The sequence below is a fragment of the Streptomyces sp. NPDC051987 genome, from assembly GCF_040680735.1.
GTDB lineage: Bacteria > Actinomycetota > Actinomycetes > Streptomycetales > Streptomycetaceae > Streptomyces.
Map to the genome: position 1 here is coordinate 1 of NZ_JBFAXI010000056.1, position 19,148 is coordinate 19,148.

General features: G+C 70.8%; 15 protein-coding genes. 14 read left to right on the top strand and 1 reads right to left on the bottom strand.

Annotation, left to right across the window (positions count from 1 at the left end; translation table 11 throughout):
- Nucleotides 1-150: 150 nt before the first annotated feature.
- The 11 genes from AB0M11_RS26730 (at nt 151) to AB0M11_RS26780 (ending at nt 15,673) form a co-directional block, all read left to right on the top strand.
- Nucleotides 151-2,652 carry a SpoIIE family protein phosphatase gene (locus tag AB0M11_RS26730; protein ID WP_365709740.1) on the top strand — a complete coding sequence of 834 codons (2,502 nt, stop codon included), beginning with the start codon at nt 151-153 and terminating at the stop codon, nt 2,650-2,652.
- Nucleotides 2,645-4,159 (top strand): folylpolyglutamate synthase/dihydrofolate synthase family protein, encoded by a 1,515-nt coding sequence (locus AB0M11_RS26735; protein ID WP_365709742.1) that lies wholly within the window; start codon nt 2,645-2,647, stop codon nt 4,157-4,159. The genes AB0M11_RS26730 and AB0M11_RS26735 overlap by 8 nt, the downstream gene beginning before the upstream one ends.
- 2 nt (nt 4,160-4,161) lie before the next feature.
- Nucleotides 4,162-4,518, top strand: a complete 357-nt coding sequence (locus tag AB0M11_RS26740; RefSeq protein WP_365709744.1) for a DUF4233 domain-containing protein — start codon at nt 4,162-4,164, stop codon at nt 4,516-4,518.
- A 186-nt stretch (nt 4,519-4,704) separates the two neighbouring features.
- On the top strand, nt 4,705-5,118 hold the full coding sequence (ndk, locus tag AB0M11_RS26745) for a nucleoside-diphosphate kinase (RefSeq protein WP_365709746.1): 414 nt from the start codon (nt 4,705-4,707) through the stop codon (nt 5,116-5,118).
- Between the two features lie 350 nt (nt 5,119-5,468).
- A complete protein-coding gene (locus tag AB0M11_RS26750; RefSeq protein WP_046734341.1) occupies nt 5,469-6,488 on the top strand; it encodes a rod shape-determining protein in 1,020 nt (339 codons plus the stop codon).
- Between the two features lie 198 nt (nt 6,489-6,686).
- Complete coding sequence (mreC, locus tag AB0M11_RS26755) at nt 6,687-7,694, top strand: rod shape-determining protein MreC (protein ID WP_365709748.1); 1,008 nt, start codon at nt 6,687-6,689, stop codon at nt 7,692-7,694.
- Between the two features lie 15 nt (nt 7,695-7,709).
- Nucleotides 7,710-8,387: a rod shape-determining protein MreD gene (gene mreD, locus AB0M11_RS26760; RefSeq protein ID WP_365709750.1), complete on the top strand. Its 678-nt coding sequence runs from the start codon at nt 7,710-7,712 to the stop codon at nt 8,385-8,387.
- A gap of 115 nt (nt 8,388-8,502) precedes the next feature.
- Nucleotides 8,503-10,758 carry a penicillin-binding protein 2 gene (gene mrdA, locus AB0M11_RS26765; RefSeq protein WP_365709752.1) on the top strand — a complete coding sequence of 752 codons (2,256 nt, stop codon included), beginning with the start codon at nt 8,503-8,505 and terminating at the stop codon, nt 10,756-10,758.
- Nucleotides 10,755-11,954: a rod shape-determining protein RodA gene (rodA, locus tag AB0M11_RS26770; protein WP_365709754.1), complete on the top strand. Its 1,200-nt coding sequence runs from the start codon at nt 10,755-10,757 to the stop codon at nt 11,952-11,954. The genes mrdA and rodA overlap by 4 nt, the downstream gene beginning before the upstream one ends.
- 136 nt (nt 11,955-12,090) lie before the next feature.
- On the top strand, nt 12,091-13,593 hold the full coding sequence (locus AB0M11_RS26775; protein ID WP_365709756.1) for a CYTH and CHAD domain-containing protein: 1,503 nt from the start codon (nt 12,091-12,093) through the stop codon (nt 13,591-13,593).
- A 130-nt stretch (nt 13,594-13,723) separates the two neighbouring features.
- Nucleotides 13,724-15,673 carry a TIGR03960 family B12-binding radical SAM protein gene (locus AB0M11_RS26780; RefSeq protein WP_365709758.1) on the top strand — a complete coding sequence of 650 codons (1,950 nt, stop codon included), beginning with the start codon at nt 13,724-13,726 and terminating at the stop codon, nt 15,671-15,673.
- Nucleotides 15,674-15,713: 40 nt separating this feature from the next.
- Here AB0M11_RS26780 and AB0M11_RS26785 read toward each other — a convergent pair whose 3' ends face one another.
- Complete coding sequence (locus tag AB0M11_RS26785; protein WP_365709760.1) at nt 15,714-16,676, bottom strand: zinc-binding dehydrogenase; 963 nt, start codon at nt 16,674-16,676, stop codon at nt 15,714-15,716.
- Between the two features lie 131 nt (nt 16,677-16,807).
- Between AB0M11_RS26785 and AB0M11_RS26790 the strand changes: the two genes are divergently transcribed.
- From AB0M11_RS26790 to AB0M11_RS26800, 3 genes are all read left to right on the top strand, one after another.
- Nucleotides 16,808-17,443, top strand: a complete 636-nt coding sequence (locus AB0M11_RS26790) for a helix-turn-helix domain-containing protein (RefSeq protein WP_365709762.1) — start codon at nt 16,808-16,810, stop codon at nt 17,441-17,443.
- 205 nt (nt 17,444-17,648) lie between these two features.
- Nucleotides 17,649-18,296, top strand: a complete 648-nt coding sequence (locus tag AB0M11_RS26795) for an isochorismatase family cysteine hydrolase (RefSeq protein WP_365709764.1) — start codon at nt 17,649-17,651, stop codon at nt 18,294-18,296.
- A 51-nt stretch (nt 18,297-18,347) separates the two neighbouring features.
- Nucleotides 18,348-19,097: an SDR family oxidoreductase gene (locus AB0M11_RS26800; RefSeq protein WP_365709766.1), complete on the top strand. Its 750-nt coding sequence runs from the start codon at nt 18,348-18,350 to the stop codon at nt 19,095-19,097.
- Nucleotides 19,098-19,148 lie beyond the last annotated feature (51 nt).

The window sequence follows — 19,148 nt, forward strand, 5'->3', positions numbered from 1 at the left end:
CGCCGTCCCGAGGCGTCCCCGCCGGCGCCCGGCGGCCCCCTCGCACGGGGCCGCCGGGCGCCTGCGCGCTGTGTCCCGCCCTACAATCCAGAAGTGGGAACATGACCTTAATGTTCCGTTTTGGTGCCTTGTGGCGGAGGGAACGCCCACATGCAGCGCAGGGGACGGACGCGGACTCCACCGCACCGGGGGCTGGTCCCCCTGACGACGGTCGCGGGCGCCCTGCTCGCCGTGCTGACGGGCCTCGTCTTCCTGATGCTGGTGCTCGCGATCCAGGACGCCCGGCACTCCCTGCTCTCCGCCCGCAGCGGCCGTCCCGCCCTGGACCAGGTCGGGGTGGTCCAGGGGACCATCCTCGACATGGAGGGCGGACAGCGCAGCTACGTCATCACCCGGCAGGACGCGTTCCTCGCGCCGTGGCGGACCGCCACAGCCGCGTTCCCCGCGCAGGCACAGCGGCTCGTGGACGTCAGCACGTCACCCTCCCAGCGGCAGCTCGCCCGGCAGATCCAGCGGGCCGGGCAGTCCTTCGTCGACGACTACTCGGTCCCGCTCGTGGCCGCGGCCCGGCGCGGCGACCCCGACGCGAGCAGCACCGCGCGGACCCTGGAGGGCAAGCAGCGGCTCGACGCGCTCCGCGGCCAGTTCTCCCGCTACCTGCGCGCCCAGCGCGCCGCGGTCAGCCGGCACGAGAACGCGCTGGAGGCCCGGATGCGCACGCTGATGATCGCCGCCTCCGCCGGGGTCGGGGTCGCCCTCCTCCTGATCGCCGCCTTCGGCGCCTACCTGACCCGGGTGATCGTCTGGCCGGTGCGCAGGATGGCCCGCTTCGCCACCCGGCTGGCCGCCGGCGACCTCGGCGCCCGGGTACCGCTCACCGGACGCCGGGAGATCGGCCAGCTGGAGGCCGCGTTCAACAGCATGGCCGGCTCCCTGGAGAAGAGCCACCGGCGACTCCGGCTGCTCTACGACGCCGGTACCGCCGTCGGCAACACCCTGGACATCAGGCGCACCGCCGACGAACTGGTGCGGGTGGCCGTACCCCGCTTCGCCGACTTCGTCACCGTCGACCTGGAGGAGTCCGTCCTGCTGCTCGGCGGGGAGCCGACGGCCAAGGAGACCGTCCTGCGGCGCGTCGCCCTGGGCGGCGTCCGCGACGACTCCCCGCTGGAGGCGGCCGACGCCCTGATCGCCGTGGAGCCGCCCGTCGAGGCCGTCCGGGACCCCGGCAGCGCCGCGTCCCTCGTCGCCGACCTGCGGGACGCCCCGGACGCGGTCTTTCCGGAGGCGTCCCGCACCGACCGGCTCCTCGACTACGGGATGAGCTCGCTGATCACCGTGCCGCTGTCGGTCCAGGGCGTCCTGATGGGCGTCGTCGTCTTCTGGCGCACCCGGGACTCACCGCCGTTCGAGGAGGACGACCTGTCCGACGCCCGGGAACTCGCCGCGAGGTCCGCGACCGCCATCGACAACGCACGGCGCTACACCCGGGAGCGCGAGACCGCGCTCGCGCTCCAGCGCAGCCTGCTGCCGCACGTCCTGCCCGACTCCCCGAGCCTCGACTTCGCCTTCCGCTACCTCCCCACCGGCACCCGGGCCGGCGTCGGCGGCGACTGGCTCGACATCATCCCGCTGTCCGGCACCCGGGTGGCCCTGGTCGTCGGGGACGTCGTCGGACACGGCATCGAGGCCTCCGCCACCATGGGCCGGCTGCGCACGGCGGTGCGCACCCTCGCCGACGTCGACCTGCCCCCCGACGAACTCCTCACCCACCTGGACGACCTGGTCCTGCACCTGGACGACGGCGCCGGAGAACAGGCCGGTGAGGTCGGCTCGACCTGCCTGTACGCCGTCTACGACCCGATCTCGCGGCAGTGCTCGCTGGCCAGCGCCGGCCACCCGCTGCCCTTCGTGATCTCCCCGCAGGGTGCGGTGGAACCCGCCCCCGGGCAGGCCGGACCCCCGCTCGGGCTCGGCGGGCTGCCCTTCGAGACCACCGACCTCCTCCTCCCCGAGGGCGCCACCCTCGCGCTGTTCAGCAACGGCCTGGTGCACTCCCGCGACCTCGACCTGAGCCACGGTCTCGACCGGCTGCGCCGCGCGCTGGCGGCGTCCGGTGCGGAGGAGTCGCTGGAGGCGGACTGCGACCGGGTGGTGGCCGCGCTGCGCACCGGCGAACCCGCCGACGACGTCACCCTGCTGCTGGCCCGGACCCGTGCCCTGCCCGGCGACCAGGTGGCCGCCTGGGAGGTCCCCCCGGACCCCGAGCAGGTCGCGCGGGCCCGGACCCTGACCACCGGCCAGCTCGGCGCCTGGAAACTGGACGAGCTGTCGTTCACCACCGAACTCGTGGTCAGCGAACTCGTCACCAACGCCATCCGCTACGGCGGCCCCCCGATCCGGCTGCGGCTCATCAGAGACACCAGGGCGCTGATCTGCGAGGTCTCCGACGGCAGCAGCACCGCCCCCCATCTGCGGCGGGCCCGGGTCTTCGACGAGGGCGGCCGCGGCCTGCTGCTGGTGGCCGGGCTCACCCGGCGGTGGGGGACCAGGCAGACCGCCGCGGGCAAGACGATCTGGTGCGAGCAGGCGCTGCCGGCGACCGACGCGTCCGGGCGTGCGCCGGGCTCCGTAGACTGGTCCCGTGAGTGATCTGCCTCCGCACGACCCCCATGAGAGCTTCGACGACCACTTCGACGACATCGTCGAGGCCGAGACGGACCGCGACCCCGATCTCGCGGTGATCGAGGCCGGCAGCCGGACCCTGCGCACCCAGGGCGGACCGCAGCAGGCCGACGTCCCCGGCCGTCCCGAGGACCCCGAGGTCGACAAGGCCCTGCGCGAGGTCGAGGCGGAGCTCGCCACCCGCTGGGGCGAGACCAAGCTGGAGCCGTCGGTCACCAGGATCGCCGCGCTGATGGACGTCCTGGGGGACCCGCAGCGGTCGTACCCCTCCATCCACATCACGGGCACGAACGGCAAGACGTCCACCGCCCGGATGATCGAGGCCCTCCTCGGCGCCTTCGACCTGCGCACCGGCCGCTACACCAGCCCGCACGTGCAGTCGATCACCGAGCGCATCAGCCTCGACGGCGCCCCGGTCTCCGCCGAGCGGTTCATCGAGACGTACCAGGACGTCAAGCCGTACATCGAGCTGGTCGACGCCCGGCAGGAGTACCGGCTCTCCTTCTTCGAGGTGCTCACCGCGATGGCGTACGCGGCCTTCGCGGACGCCCCCGTGGACGTGGCCGTCGTCGAGGTCGGCATGGGCGGCTCCTGGGACGCCACGAACGTCATCGACGGTGACGTCGCCGTCGTCACCCCCATCGACCTCGACCACACCGACCGGCTCGGCACGACCACCGCCGAGATCGCCGCAGAGAAGGCCGGCATCATCAAGCAGGACGCCACCGTCATCCTGGCCCAGCAGCCGGTCGACGCGGCGCAGGTCCTCCTGAAGAAGGCCGTCGAGGTGGACGCCACCGTCGCCCGCGAAGGCCTGGAGTTCGGCGTGGTCGCCCGCCAGGTCGCCGTCGGCGGCCAGCTGCTGACGCTGCGCGGCCTCGGCGGCGAGTACGACGAGGTCTACCTGCCCCTGCACGGCCCCTACCAGGCCCACAACGCGGCCGTCGCGCTCGCCGCGGTCGAGGCGTTCTTCGGGGTCGGCTCGCAGCGTCCCGAGCCCCTGGACATCGACACCGTCCGCAAGGCCTTCGCGGCCGTCTCCTCGCCGGGCCGCCTCGAAGTCGTACGGCGCTCTCCGACCGTCGTCCTGGACGCCGCCCACAACCCGGCCGGGGCACGGGCCACCGCCGAGGCCGTGGGCGAGGCCTTCGACTTCAGCCGGCTGATCGGCGTGGTCGGGGCCAGCGGCGACAAGAACGTCCGGGGCGTCCTGGAGGCCTTCGAGCCGCTCTTCGCCGAGGTCGTGATCACCCAGAACTCCAGCCACCGCGCGATGGACGCGGACGAGCTGGCCGCGGTCGCCGTCGAGGTGTTCGGCGAGGACCGCGTCCAGGTCGAGCCGCGGCTGCCCGACGCCCTGGAGGCCGCGATCACGCTGGCCGAGGAGGAGGGCGAGTTCGCCGGCGGCGGGGTGCTGGTCACCGGCTCGGTCGTCACCGTCGGCGAGGCCCGGCTGCTCCTCGGGAGGGGCTGACCATGCGCACGCTCTGTTCCTCGACCCTGATCGGCGAGTTCTTCGTCATCGGCTTCGCCGCCCTGGTCGCCATGAAGGACCCCGGCCTCTCCGCCTCCACGGTGTGGCTGGTCAGCGGCATCGCCATGGCCCTGTGCGTCGCCCTGTGCGGGGTGCTCACCCGCCCGGGAGGCGTCCCCCTCGGCTGGGCCCTGCAGCTCGCCCTGATCGCGTCCGGGATCTTCGTGCCGACGATGTACTTCCTGGGCGCGGTGTTCGCAGGCCTGTGGTGGGCGTCCGTCCACTACGGAAGAAAGATCGACGAGGCCAAGGCCCGCTTCGCCGCCCAGCCCCCCGAGAACACCCCGTCCGGCGCCTGACCACCGAGGCCGACCGGTGCGTCCGGGAGCGGAAGCAGGCCGGCGCGGCACCTCGGTCTGCCGGGCGTCCGGGGCGCAGCCCCGAAGACGGCCCGGCCGCCCGACCCGCACACGGTGTAACGGGCGCTCAGACCGGCCCTGTAGCCTCTCCTCACCGCACCCGGCCAGTACCGAAGGAGCCCTCCCGTGACCCAGCGCACCCTCGTCCTGCTCAAGCCCGACGCCGTCCGTCGGGGCCTGACCGGCGAGATCATCAGCCGTATCGAGCGCAAGGCCGGCTGGCAGATCACCGCGCTGGAACTGCGTACCCTGGAGCGCGCCACGCTGGAGCAGCACTACGCCGAGCACGTCGGCAAGCCGTTCTACGAGCCGCTGGTCGAGTTCATGTCCTCCGGTCCGGTCGTCGCCCTGATCGTCGAGGGCGAGCGGGTCATCGAGGGCATCCGCGTGCTGGCCGGTCCCACCGACCCGATCGCCGCCGCGCCCGGCTCCATCCGCGGTGACTTCGGCGTCATCGTCCGCGAGAACCTGATCCACGCCTCCGACTCGGAGGAGTCCGCCGAGCGCGAGGTGAAGATCTTCTTCCCGGGCCGCGGGTAACCGCAGCGGACCCGCGACGCACCCCCGACGGGCCCGCGACGGGCCCGTACGGAGTTTTCGTGGACGTTTTTGACGCGATGTCAGCCCGATGGGCCGGACGCGCGGGGACGGCCGGACGATTTCGGCCGTCCCTCGGCATATGCGTGCCGATCGGGGGAACGAGTGGCCCCGTTGGCCCGTCTCCACAAGCGAGGCGGCCCGGTACGTGCTGACAATGGCGAAGACCCTCGCGCAGTGTTCGTGCAGGCGCGTCTACGATGGAAGCCTTCACGCCACAGCACCCACTTCGCCGACCTGAAATGCCCTCAAAAGCTCCCGGGAAGGCCAGACGAATCCTGATGGGGAACTCAATGTCGTTCATTGGCCGTGACATGGCTGTCGACCTCGGGACCGCCAACACGCTGGTGTACGTCAGGGGTCGCGGGATCGTACTCAACGAGCCGTCCGTTGTCGCGATCAACACGAACACCGGTGGAATTCTGGCGGTCGGCGCGGAGGCGAAGAAGATGATCGGGCGCACGCCCGGCAACATCGTCGCCGTGCGCCCGCTCAAGGACGGCGTGATCGCCGACTTCGAGATCACCGAGCGGATGCTCCGCTACTTCATCCTGAAGATCCACAAGCGCCGGTACCTGGCCCGTCCCCGTGTCGTCGTGTGCGTGCCCTCCGGCATCACCGGTGTCGAGCGCCGTGCCGTCATCGAGGCGTCCTCGCAGGCCGGAGCCCGCCAGGTGCACATCATCGAGGAGCCCATGGCGGCCGCCATCGGCTCCGGCCTGCCGGTCCACGAGGCCACGGGCAACATGGTGGTGGACATCGGCGGCGGCACCACGGAGGTCGCGGTCATCTCGCTCGGCGGCATCGTCACCGCCCAGTCCATCCGTGTCGCCGGCGACGAGCTGGACAACGCGATCATCCAGCACATCAAGAAGGAGTACAGCCTCCTCCTCGGTGAGCGGACGGCCGAACAGATCAAGATCACGATCGGTTCCGCGTACGAACTCGACTCCGACGAGCACACCGAGATCCGCGGCCGGGACCTGGTGTCCGGGCTGCCGAAGACCGTGGTCATCTCCGCCGCCGAGGTCCGCAAGGCGATCGAGGAACCCGTCAACGCGATCGTCGACGCCGTCAAGACGACCCTCGACAAGTGCCCGCCGGAGCTGTCCGGCGACATCATGGACAGGGGAATCGTTCTGACCGGCGGCGGAGCACTGCTGCGCGGTCTGGACGAGCGGCTGCGCCGCGAGACCGGCATGCCGATCCACATCGCCGAGGACCCGCTGGACAGCGTGGCGCTCGGTTCCGGCAAGTGCGTCGAGGAGTTCGAGGCGCTCCAGCAGGTCCTGGACGCCCAGCCGCGCAGATGAGGTAACTCTTCGATTCCGCCGTACGAGACGAACCCCTCTCGTGCGGCGGATCGTTGACATGGAGGCATAGGCTCGCACCGAGCGGGTTCCCCCACCCCGGTTCCCCGCCCCGACGGACCTCCGCACCCCCCACCTGGTTCACAAGCTTCCGCAACCAAGCCCCACCATTTCCTATCGAGGAAGGCACGGCCGCCGCACGTGAGGGACACGAAAGAGAGCCGGCTGCTCCTGGTGCTGCTGATCGCGATCGCGTTCGCGCTGATCACGGTGGACATCCGAGGTGGCAGGAACTCCCCGGTCGACGGCGCCCGGCAGGCCGCGGCCGCGGTCTTCGGCCCGATCGAGAACGGCATGTCGACGGTGGTGGACCCGGTCGGCAACGCCGTCTCCGCCGTCCGCAACTCCGGCGAACGGCACGACCGGCTGACCCGGCTGGAGAAGGAGAACGCGGCTCTCAAGGCGAAGCTCGGCAGCGACGACCGCAACCGCAGCCGCCTCAACCAGCTCGACAGGATGCTGAACATCGCCGCCGAGGGCCAGTACGGCATCAAGGGCGCCCAGGTCATCGCCATAGGATCCGCGCAGGGCTTCTCCTGGACCATCACCATCGACGTCGGCTACAACGACGGCATCAAGCGGGACATGACCGTCCTCAACGGCGACGGCCTGGTCGGCCGCGTGACCACCGTCGGCCCGGACGCCTCCACCGTGCTCCTCGCCAACGACCCCGACTTCACCGTCGGCACCCGCATGGAGGGCAGCGACGAACTCGGCTTCGCCTCCGGGCAGGGCGACCGCCCGCTCCGCGTCGAACTCCTCAACGGCAAGGCCGAGGTGAAGAAGGGCGACCGGCTCGTCACCTTCGGCTCCCAGAACGACAGGCCGTTCGTGCCCGGCGTTCCCGTCGGCACCGTCACCGGCGTCGACCCGTCCAACGGCGGCCTCACCCGCACCCTGTACGTCACGCCGTTCGTGTCCTTCACCAAACTCGACATCGTCGGCGTGGTCGTCCAGGCCCCCAAGAAGGACCCGCGCGACGAGGTGCTCCCGGCCAAGCCCAGGCCGACCCCGACGCCGACGGTGACCGTCACGGTCACCCCGTCCGCGAGCGCGGGCACGGGCGCGAACACGGCATCGGACTCCGGCACCGACGCGGGCACGGCCCAGGCCACGGACGCGACCGCCACCAACGACCAGCAGCGGTAGGAGCTGAATCCCCTCATGCGTGTCAACCGGATCCTGCTCTCCTCCGCCCTCGTCGTCGTCGCCCTGGTCATCCAGGTCAGCGTCCTCGCCCGCCTCCACCTGCCCGGCGCCGTCCCCGACCTGATGCTGCTCACCGTCCTCGGCCTCGCCATGGTGTACGGCCATGTGGGCGGCGCCCTCGTCGGATTCGGCGCCGGACTCCTCGCCGACCTCGCCCCGCCCGCCGACCACGCGGCCGGCCGCTACGCCCTGGTGCTGTGCGTCGTCGGCTACTTCGCCGGCCTCATCAAGCCGGAGAACGGCCGCCTGAAGTCCGCCACCGGCCCGATGCTCGTCGTGGTCGCCGCCGCCGTCGGCTCCACCCTGCTGTACGCGGGCGTCGGTGCCCTCGTCGGCGACACCGCCGCCCGGCACGTCGGCATGACCAGCCTGCTGGTCACCGCCGCCCTCTACGACCTGCTGCTCGCCCCGTTCGTGGTCCCCGGTGTCATGGCCCTGGCCCGCCGCGCCGACAACGACCCGCTGACGGAGGCCAACTCCGGCTCCAAGGCGGGCGACATCTCGGCCGGCTGGATCTCCTCCGGCACCGGCATGCGCATCGGCGGCCAGCGCGGCGGCCTCGGCGGCCTCAAGGCCAAGGCCCGCACCCGGACCGTGCGCGTCGGCCGCATCAAGGGGGTCAAGCGCCTGTGACCAGGGGCGAGTTCACCCGAACGGGTACACCGGGGCGGAACGCGGCCTCACAGGTCCGTCGTTCATCATGCGTACGCGCAGGCGCAGACGTGCAGCGAGAGGGGGAGCCAGCCCAGTGACCAACATCCCCGAGACCGGTCGGACCCCACGGGTCCAGATCCGTCTCGTCGTCATCCAGATCCTCGTGCTCTCCCTGCTCGGCACCCTCGGCGGCCGCCTGTGGTACCTGCAGATCCGCGAGGGCGCGGAGTACCAGAAGGAGGCCTCGGGCAACCACGTCCAGCAGGTCGTCGACCCCGCCGTGCGCGGATCGATCCTGGACGCCCGCGGAGTCCCCCTCGCGGACAACGAGACCCGGCTGGTGGTCTCCGCCTCCCGCACCGACCTGCTCAAACAGAAGGACGACGGCAAGGCGGTCCTGACCAAGCTCGCGGCCGTCCTCGGCATGAAGCCCGAGGAGGTCATGCAGAAGGTCCGCCTCTGCGACGCCAAGACCCCCCAGCCCTGCTGGAACGGCTCGCCGTACCAGCCCATCCCGATCACCGACGAGGCCACCGCCAAGCAGGCCCTGCAGATCCGCGAGCGCTCCGAGGACTTCCCCGGCATCACCGCCGAGCCCGAGGCCGTGCGCCGCTACGCGGGCCCCGGCAAGTCCAACACCGCCCAGGTCCTCGGCTACCTCTCCCCGGTCACCGACGACGAGATCGAGCGGGCCAAGGACACCTCCTCGCCCTACCTGCGCTCCGACATGGTCGGCCGCTCCGGCCTGGAGCGGGAGTACGACAAGGAGCTGCGCGGCAAGGCCGGCGTCACCCGCTACGAGGTCGACAACCTCGGCCGCGTCATCGGCAAGGCCAAGTCCGACGCCGCCCAGGCCGGTTCCAACCTGGTCACCAGCATCGACTCACGGGTGCAGCGGGTCGCCGAGTACGAGCTGGACAGGGCGATGAAGGCCGCCCGCCAGCAGTACGACAGCATCACCCACGAGAACTACAAGGCCGACTCCGGCGCCGTCATCGTGATGGAGGCCAAGACCGGCCGGATCGTCGCCATGGCCTCCGCCCCGACCTACGACCCGAACGTGTGGGTGGGCGGCATCTCCGCCAAGGACTACAAGGCCCTCACCGGCAAGGACTCCGACTACCCGCTGCTGAACCGGGCCATACAGGGTCAGGCGGCCCCCGGTTCGACGTTCAAGGTGGTCTCCACCGCGGCCGCGGTCAACGCCGGCTACGCCTGGGACGGCGGCTACCCCTGCACCAGCTCCTACTCGGTGGGCGGCCAGGTCTTCAAGAACTTCGAGGGCGAGAACTTCGGCGACATCTCCCTGGGCCGCGCCCTGGAGGTCTCCTGCGACACCGTCTTCTACGGCCTCGCCGACCGCGAGTGGAAGAAGGACGGCGGCATCAACCCGAAGCCGGGCGAACCGAAGGACTACTTCTTCAAGACCGCCCACCAGTTCGGCCTCGGCAAGGAGACCGGCATCGACCTGCCCAACGAGGTCACCGGCCGTGTCCCCGACCGCCAGTGGAAGATCGACTACTGGAAGGCCAACAAGGACGCCTGGTGCAAGTCCGGGAAGAAGGACGGCACCTACGTCGAGAGGATCGAGTACGAGAACTGCCTCGAAGGCAACAAGATGCGCGAGGGCGACGAGATCAACTACTCCATCGGCCAGGGCGACACCCTCGTCACGCCGATACAGGAGGCGATGATCTACGGCGCCGTGGCCAACGGCGGCACCGAGTACCAGCCGACCATCGGCAAGGCCATCGTCAGCGCCGACGGCAGGACCGTCCAGGAGATCAAGCCCAAGGTGGTGCGCAGGCTGCCGGTCACCCAGGCCACCCTCAAGGGCATGGACGAGGCCTTCGCGGGCGTCATCACGCGCGGTACGGCCGCCTGGAAGTTCGGCGGCTGGCCGCAGGACAAGATCGCCCTGCACGGCAAGACCGGTACCGCCGAGGTCTACGGCAAGCAGACCACCTCGTGGCTGGCCACCTACAGCAAGGACTACACCGTCATCATGACCATCTCCCAGGCCGGTACCGGTTCCGGTGCCTCCGGTGAGGCGGTCCGCAACATCTACAGCGCGCTGTACGGCGTGTCCGCCGACGGCTCCATCGACAAGTCCAAGGCGCTGCTCTACACCCCGCAGCAGGGCCTGCCCAAGGTCCGCACGGACGGCACGATCGACTCTCCGAAGATCTCCAAGGACCCGGCGAAGGACTTCCAGGCCTACTCCCAGCAGGGCGACAAGAACACCGACAACGGGCAGACCCCGGCCGCCACCACGGCCTCCCCGTCCGCGGGCAACCGCACCACCCGCAGACGACCGCACAGGCGCGGCAGCCGGAGGACGCTCACATGACCGGCGTGAACAGCTTCTCCGTCTCCGGGTACGGCCCGGCACGCCCCCGCTGGACCAGGGTCTTCGCCCGCGACTCGCTGACCCGCCGGCTGGACTGGCCGATGCTGCTGGCGGCGGTCGCCCTGTCCCTGCTCGGCTCGGTGCTGGTGTACTCGGCGACCCGCAACCGCACCGAGATCAACCAGGGCGACCAGTACTACTTCCTGGTCCGGCACCTGATGAACACCGGCATCGGGCTCGCCCTGATGATCGGCACCATCTGGGTCGGCCACCGCCAGCTCCGCAACGCCGTGCCGATCCTCTACGGCCTCTCCCTGGTCGGCATCCTCGCGGTGCTCACCCCGCTGGGCGCCACCATCAACGGCAGCCGCAACTGGATCGTCTTCGGCGGCGGCTTCTCGCTGCAGCCCGCCGAGTTCGTGAAGGTCACGATCATCCTGGGCATGGCGATGATACTGGCGGCGCGGGTCGACGCCGGTGACAAGAAGTACCCCGACCACCGCACCGTCCTGCAGTCCCTGGCCCTGGCCGCGGTCCCGATCATGATCGTGCTGCTCATGCCCGACCTCGGCACGGTCCTGGTCATGGTGACCATCATCCTCGGCGTGCTGCTCGCCTCCGGCGCCTCCAACCGCTGGGTCTTCGGCCTGCTCACCGCCGGCGTGATCGGCTGCGTCGCCATCTGGCAGCTGCACATCCTGGACGAGTACCAGATCGCCCGCTTCGCCGCCTTCGCCAACCCGAGCCTCGACCCGTCCGGCGTCGGCTACAACACCAACCAGGCCCGCATCGCGATCGGCTCCGGCGGCCTGACCGGCGCGGGCCTCTTCCACGGCTCGCAGACCACCGGCCAGTTCGTCCCCGAGCAGCAGACCGACTTCGTCTTCACGGTCGCGGGGGAGGAGCTGGGCTTCGTCGGCGCGGGCCTGATCATCGTGCTCCTCGGCGTCGTCCTGTGGCGCGCCTGCCGTATCGCCCGCGAGACGACCGAGCTGTACGGCACGATCGTCGCGGCCGGGATCGTGGCGTGGTTCGCGTTCCAGGCGTTCGAGAACATCGGCATGACCCTCGGCATCATGCCCGTCACCGGTCTCCCGCTGCCCTTCGTGTCGTACGGCGGCTCGTCGATGTTCGCGGTGTGGGTGGCGGTGGGACTGCTGCAGTCGATCAGAGCGCAGCGGCCGATGTCGGCATAGCCGGAGCCGGCCGGGGAACTCGCCGGGGTGAAGACACCGGACAGGGTGTCTTCACCCCGATCACATTTTCCGTTTCCCTCCGATTCACCCCCATCGACGTCTGCCCTCTCGGCGGCCACACCACTAGATTCAGCTCATGGCGGATACGAAGCGTGAAATCGAGCGCAAGTACGAGTCCAACGACAGCGGTCTGCCCGACCTGACCGGAGTCGCCGGCGTGGCGAACGTCCTGGACAAGGGCACCACCGAACTCGACGCGACCTACCACGACACCTCGGACCTGCGACTGGCCGCGGCCCGTATCACCCTGCGCCGCCGCCAGGGCGGCAGCGACGCCGGCTGGCACCTGAAACTCCCCGTCGCCCCCGGCGTCCGGGACGAGATCCACGCCCCGCTCGCCGACACCGTCCCCGGCGAACTCGCCGCCCTCACCCGCTCCCGGGTCCGCGAAGGACAACTCGTCCCGGTGGTCCGCCTGCGCACCACACGAGACGTGCAGAACCTCGTCGACGCCCGCGGCCGGCTGCTCGCCGAGGTCAGCGTGGACCACGTCCGCGCCGAACGCCTCTTCGGCGGCGAGGGCACCGCCCAGTGGACCGAGATCGAGGTCGAACTGGCCGACGGCGGCGACCCCGGCTTCCTCGACAAGGTGGAGAAACGACTGGGCAAGGCGGGCGTACGCCCCTCCGACTCCCCCTCCAAGCTGGCCCGCGCCCTCGCCGAGACCAAGGGCGGCAAGCCGCACCCCGCCCCGCCCCCCGGCCGACCCGCCACCGCGGGAGACCACGTCCTCGCCTACGTCCGCGCCCAGCGCGACGCCATCGTCGCCCTCGACCCGGCCGTCCGCCTGGACACCGAGGAGGGCGTCCACGACATGCGCGTGGCCACCCGCAGGCTGCGCAGCACGTTCCGCTCCTTCGGCAAGGTGCTCGACCGGAAGATCACCGACCCCGTCGCCGCCGAACTGAAATGGCTGGCCGGCGAACTGGGCCTCGGCCGCGACCTCGAAGTCCTCGCCGAACGCCTCATCGGCTCCCTCGCCGACGTTCCCCCCGCCCTGGTCTCCGGACCCGTCCACGACCGCCTGCGCGCCTGGGCCGACGCCGGTGAACGCGGCTCCCGGCACCGCCTGCTCGGCGTCCTGGACTCCCGGCGCTACCTCGACCTCCTCGACACCCTGGACGCCCTCATCGCCGACCCGCCCCTGCTCAAGGCGGCCGCCAAGAACCCCGAGAAGGTGCTCACCAAGGCCGTACGCAAGGACTTCCACAAGGTCACCGACCTGATCGAGACGGCCATGGCCCAGCCCCCCGGCCGCGACCGCGACCTCGGCCTGCACGAGGCCCGCAAGAAGGCCAAGCGCACCCGCTACGCGGCCGAGGCGGCCCACCCCGCCCTCGGCAAACCGGCCAAGAAGCTGACCAAGTCCATGAAATCCCTGCAGAGCATGCTCGGTGAACACCAGGACAGCGTGATGGCCCGCGAGACCCTGCGTGAACTGTCCGCGGTGGCCCACGCCGCCGGGGAGAGCGCGTTCACCTACGGGCTGCTGTACGGCCGCGAGGAACAGCGCGCGGCGGCGATCGAGGCCGAGACCCCCGACGCCTGGAAGAGGATCAAGAACAAGGCGCCGGTGTGATCCTGGCGTACGGGGGAGCCCGCCGACCGGGTTAGGCTTGATGGTCACCCGCCCCGGCCGCCGGCCGGGAAGCCGCCCCGGCCACCGGCCGGGGAAGCCGCCCCCCAGCCACCTCACAAAGGTCCGCGAGATGCCTGCCGAAGCCGCCTCTCAGGTCGCCGAGTCTGTGTTCCCGCAGCTCGAAGCACTGCTCCCGCACGTGCAGAAGCCGATCCAGTACGTCGGCGGAGAGCTCAACTCCACGGTCAAGCCGTGGGAGGCGTGCGACGTCCGCTGGGCACTCATGTACCCCGACGCGTACGAGGTCGGCCTGCCCAACCAGGGCGTCATGATCCTCTACGAGGTGCTCAACGAGCAGGAGGGCGTCCTCGCCGAGCGCACCTACAGCGTCTGGCCGGACCTGGAAGCGCTGATGCGCGAGCACCGCGTCCCCCAGTTCACGGTGGACAGCCACCGCCCCGTCAAGGCCTTCGACGTGTTCGGCCTGTCCTTCTCCACCGAGCTGGGCTACACGAACATGCTCACGGCCCTCGACCTGGCCGGCATCCCCCTGGAGTCCCGCGAGCGCACCGTCGACGACCCGATCGTGCTGGCCGGCGGACACGCGGCCTTCAACCCCGAGCCCATCGCCGACTTCATCGACGCGGCCGTCATCGGCGACGGCGAACAGGCCGTCCTCGACATGACGGAGATCATCCGCGCCTGGAAGGCCGAGGGCCGCCCCGGCGGCCGCGAGGAGGTCCTCCTCCGCCTCGCGAAGACCGGCGCCGTCTACATCCCCGCGTTCTACGACGTCGAGTACCTCCCCGACGGCCGCATCGCCCGCGTCGTCCCCAACCGGTCGGGCGTGCCCTGGCGGGTCTCCAAGCACACCGTCATGGACCTGGACGAGTGGCCCTACCCCAAGCAGCCCCTCGTCCCGCTCGCCGAGACCGTCCACGAACGCATGTCCGTGGAGATCTTCCGCGGCTGCACCCGCGGCTGCCGCTTCTGCCAGGCCGGCATGATCACCCGCCCGGTGCGCGAGCGGTCCATCACCGGCATCGGCGAGATGGTCGACAAGGGCCTCAAGGCCACCGGCTTCGAAGAGGTCGGCCTGCTCTCCCTCTCCTCCGCCGACCACTCGGAGATCGGCGACATCGCCAAGGGCCTCGCCGACCGCTACGAGGAAGACAAGATCGGCCTCTCCCTGCCCTCCACCCGCGTCGACGCCTTCAACATCGACCTGGCCAACGAACTGACCCGCAACGGCCGCCGCTCCGGCCTCACCTTCGCCCCCGAAGGCGGCTCGGAACGCATCCGCAAGGTCATCAACAAGATGGTCTCCGAGGACGACCTCATCCGCACCGTCGCGACGGCCTACGGCAACGGCTGGCGCCAGGTGAAGCTGTACTTCATGTGCGGCCTGCCCACCGAGACCGACGACGACGTCCTGCAGATCGCCGACATGGCGACGAAGGTCATCGCCAAGGGCCGCGAGGTCTCCCGCTCCAACGACATCCGCTGCACCGTCTCCATCGGCGGCTTCGTCCCCAAGCCCCACACCCCCTTCCAGTGGGCCCCCCAGCTCTCCGCCGAGGAGACGGACGCCCGCCTGGAGAAGCTCCGCGACAAGATCCGCGGCGACAAGAAGTACGGCCGCTCGATCGGCTTCCGCTACCACGACGGCAAGCCCGGCATCGTCGAGGGCCTCCTCTCCCGCGGCGACCGCCGCATCGGCGCCGTCATCCGCGCCGTCTACGAGGACGGCGGCCGCTTCGACGGCTGGCGCGAGCACTTCTCCTACGACCGCTGGATGGCCTGCGCCGACAAGGCCCTCGCCCCCTTCGGCGTCGACGTCGACTGGTACACCACCCGCGAGCGCACCTACGAGGAGGTCCTCCCCTGGGACCACCTCGACTCGGGCCTCGACAAGGACTGGCTCTGGGAGGACTGGCAGGACGCCCTCGACGAGACAGAGGTCGAGGACTGCCGCTGGACCCCGTGCTTCGACTGCGGGGTGTGCCCGCAGATGGACACCCACATCCAGATCGGCCCGACCGGCAAGAAGCTCCTTCCCTTGACCGTGGTGAACAAGTAGGTCGATCGGGCCCTGCGGGAACGCCCGCGGGGCCCACCGGCTACGGGACGAGCACGATCCTGCCGACCACCTCGCCCGCGTCCATCATGCGGTGCGCCGGCACGGCCTGGTCCAACGGCAGCACCTCGTGCACCACCGTGCGGAGTTCGCCGCGGACCGCCGCAGCGAACTGTTCGGTCCGAACGGCATGTCGCTCGGGTGTGCTCACGGTGTCGGCGCTGAACGTCGCGAACGACATGGACTTCCGGAACGCCGCCATCATGCTCATGCCGAAGTCGGCCGGCGGCGGTCCGCCGACCATGCCGACGGCCACCATGCGGCCGTTCGGGTTGAGCTTCTCGAAGAACGACGGCATGTCCGTACCCGCGACGATGTCGACGATGACGTCGTAACCGGGGGGAGCGTCCTCGCCGCCTGCACCGGAACGGTTCAGCACATGTGTTGCGCCGAGCTCGCGCAGCCGTTCGCCGCGCTCGGCCGACGATGTCGTGACAGCCACGGCGCCGGCACCGGCACCGGCCGCGAGCTGGACCGCCATGATCCCGATGCCGCCGGCCGCGCCGCGCACCAGCACCGACTCGCCAGGGCGGAGGCGGGCATGGGAGAGAGCGAAGCGGGCCACGACTCCGGAGCTTCCGAGCGTCACCGCGTCGGCTGCGGACAGACCGGCGGGGAGGGGGAGGATCTCCTCGACCGGGGCGACGGCCTGCTCCGTGTACCCGCCGCCCAAGCCCGTGAACGCCCACACGCGCTGCCCGATCCATGCCGTGTCGACCTCGTCGCCGACCGCCGTCACCGTGCCCGCCACTTCGCTGCCCGGGACGTGGCCTTCCGTGAAGCCGTAGGCGGCCAAGGCGCCGCTTCGGATCAAGGTGTCGACACCGCCGACGCCGATCGCCTCCGTGGTGATCAGCACATGTCCACGTGCGGGGGCCGGGGGCGGAAGGTCGATGACCGCCAGGCCTTCAGCGCTTCCGAATGTCTGGATCGTGACTGCTTTCAAGGCCGTCTCCTGCTTCTGGGGCCGGTGGGGCCGGTGGGGCCGGTGGGGCCGGTGGGGCCGGTGGGGACGGAGCCGTCCGCCGATCCGGGACGCTAACGGACGCCTGCGTCCGTTTCGCTAAAGTGAGAGCGGTGACGAACCGTTTGCCTCAGACCTTGCGCTCGGACGCCCAGGGCAACCGTGACCGCATCCTCGACGCGGCCCGCACGCTGTTCGCCGCAGAGGGGCTGAACGTGACGATGCGCGCGATCGCCCGGCGCGCCGAAGTGGGCCCCGCCACGCTGTACCGCCGGTTCCCCACAAAGCAGATGCTGGTCACCGAAGCGTTCATGGAGCAGATGCGGGCCTGTCGCGCGATCGTCGACGAGGGGCTCGCCGATCCGGATCCGTGGCGCGGCTTCTGCCGTGTGATCGAGAGAACCTGCGAACTGCACGCCCGCAACCGGGGCTTCACGGACGTCTTCATGGTGACCTTCCCCGATGCGGTGGACTTCGCTGCGGACCGTGAGCACACGCTGACCTCGATCGCCGAACTCGCCCGTCGTGCTCAGAGCACCGGCCGGCTGCGCCCCGACTTCGTGCTGGACGACCTGATCCTCATGCTCATGGCCAACAAAGGCATCCACACCGCATCGACGACCACCCGGGTCGCGGCTTCACGTCGCTTCGCCGCGCTGGTGATCCAGGCGTTCCGGACGTCTCCGACGCACACGTCGCTGCCGCCGGTGGCGCGGTTGGCATCCGCAGCACCCCTCAAGAACGTGTGACGACATGAACGTATGACGATGTGAAGGTGTGCGGCCCGCCGTAGTTCCCGGGCCGCCGCTCGCTCCGTCGGGGCCGCCCCGGCGGTTCGCCGTGTGCCCGGTGCGCCCGGATGCCGTTGCGCCAGGTGGGTGACAGACTGAGGGCTCGGAGTCGGGTGGCCCTGGCGAAGGGCCCGGTCCGCTCGCAGGCCAGTCGGGACCTTCCATGACCTCTGACGCGCGGTACTCCCCGCAGGACACCGCTCTGCTGATCGTCGACCCGTACAACGACTTCCTGTCCGAGGGCGGAAAACTCTGGCCCCGGGCCAAGGATGTGGCGGAGAGGGTCGGCCTGCTCGATCACATGCGTACCGTCCTGGCCACCGCCCGTGACCGGGGCCTGCGGGTCTTCGTCGTGCCGCACCACCGCACGGCGCCCGGCGACTACCGCACCTGGGAGTACCTGTCCCCGACCCAGCAGCGGGTCATGGCCGGCCAGACGTTCGCCGAGGGCAGCTGGGGTGCCGAGTGGCACCCCGACTTCCGGCCGCGCGAGGGCGAGATCGTCGTACGGCAGCACTGGGCCTCCAGTGGTTTCGCCAACACCGACCTCGATCTCCTGCTCAAGCAGCACCACGTCCGCAAGACCGTGTTCATCGGCATGCGGGCCAACACCTGCGTCGACACCACGGCCCGCTTCGGGCAGGAGCTGGGCTACCACGTGACCCTCGTCCGCGACGCCATCGGCTCCTTCGGATGGGAGGAGATGACCGCGACGTTCGACCTCAACGCGCCCCTGTACGCCCACGCCGTGCTCACCACCGGCGAGTTCGTCGGCCTGGTGGACGGTGCGGACGGCGAGGGCTTCCGGTGACGGCCGGTCGGCCCCATGAGGTGGGCGCCGTCGGCGGAGGTGGAGGCGGTCATGCCCGGTGAGCCGAGCGGAGCCCGCGGCGAACTGACCGGACAGACGGTCGTGGTGGTGGGCGGCAGCGCCGGCATCGGCCTGGAGGCGGCCCGGCGGGTGCGGGCCGCCGGCGGTGAGGTGGTGCTCGTGGCGCGGAACGCGGAGCGCCTGCGGCAGGCGGCGGAGGAACTGCGTCCGCTGAGCACGGCCGTGCTCGACGCCCAGGACACCGCGCGGCTGGAGCGCTTCCTCGGGGAGCTGCCCGAGCGGGTCGACCACGTGCTGGTGACGGCCGGCAGCCCGTCGTACACCCCGCTCGACGAACTCGACCTGACCGCCGCCGCCCGGGACTTCGGCGGGCGGATCGCGATGACACTGGCGGTGGCGCGGGCCGGACGGGAGAAGGTCAGGGCCGGGGGAACGCTGGTGTTCATCGGCGGCACGGGCGGCCGGCGCCCCGCGCCCGGGATGGCCGTGATGGGCGCGGTCACCGCGGCGCTGCCCGCGCTCGTCGCCAACCTGGCGCTGGAGGTGGCCCCGGTCCGGGTCAACCTCATCGCGGCGGGCTTCGTGGACACCCCGCTGTCCGCCGCCCTCCTCGGCGACCAACTGGAGGCGCGGCGCGAGGAACTGCGCAAGACGCTGCCCATCGGCCGGGTCGTCGGCCCGGCCGACGTCGCCGCTCTCGCCCTGCACCTGATGGTCAACGGCGCCCTCACCGGTGCCACGTACGACATCGACGGCGGCCAGCAGCTGCTCGCCCACTGACCGGCCGTCGGGCCGGAACTCCCCACGACCCCATCAGACGGGAGACGCAAG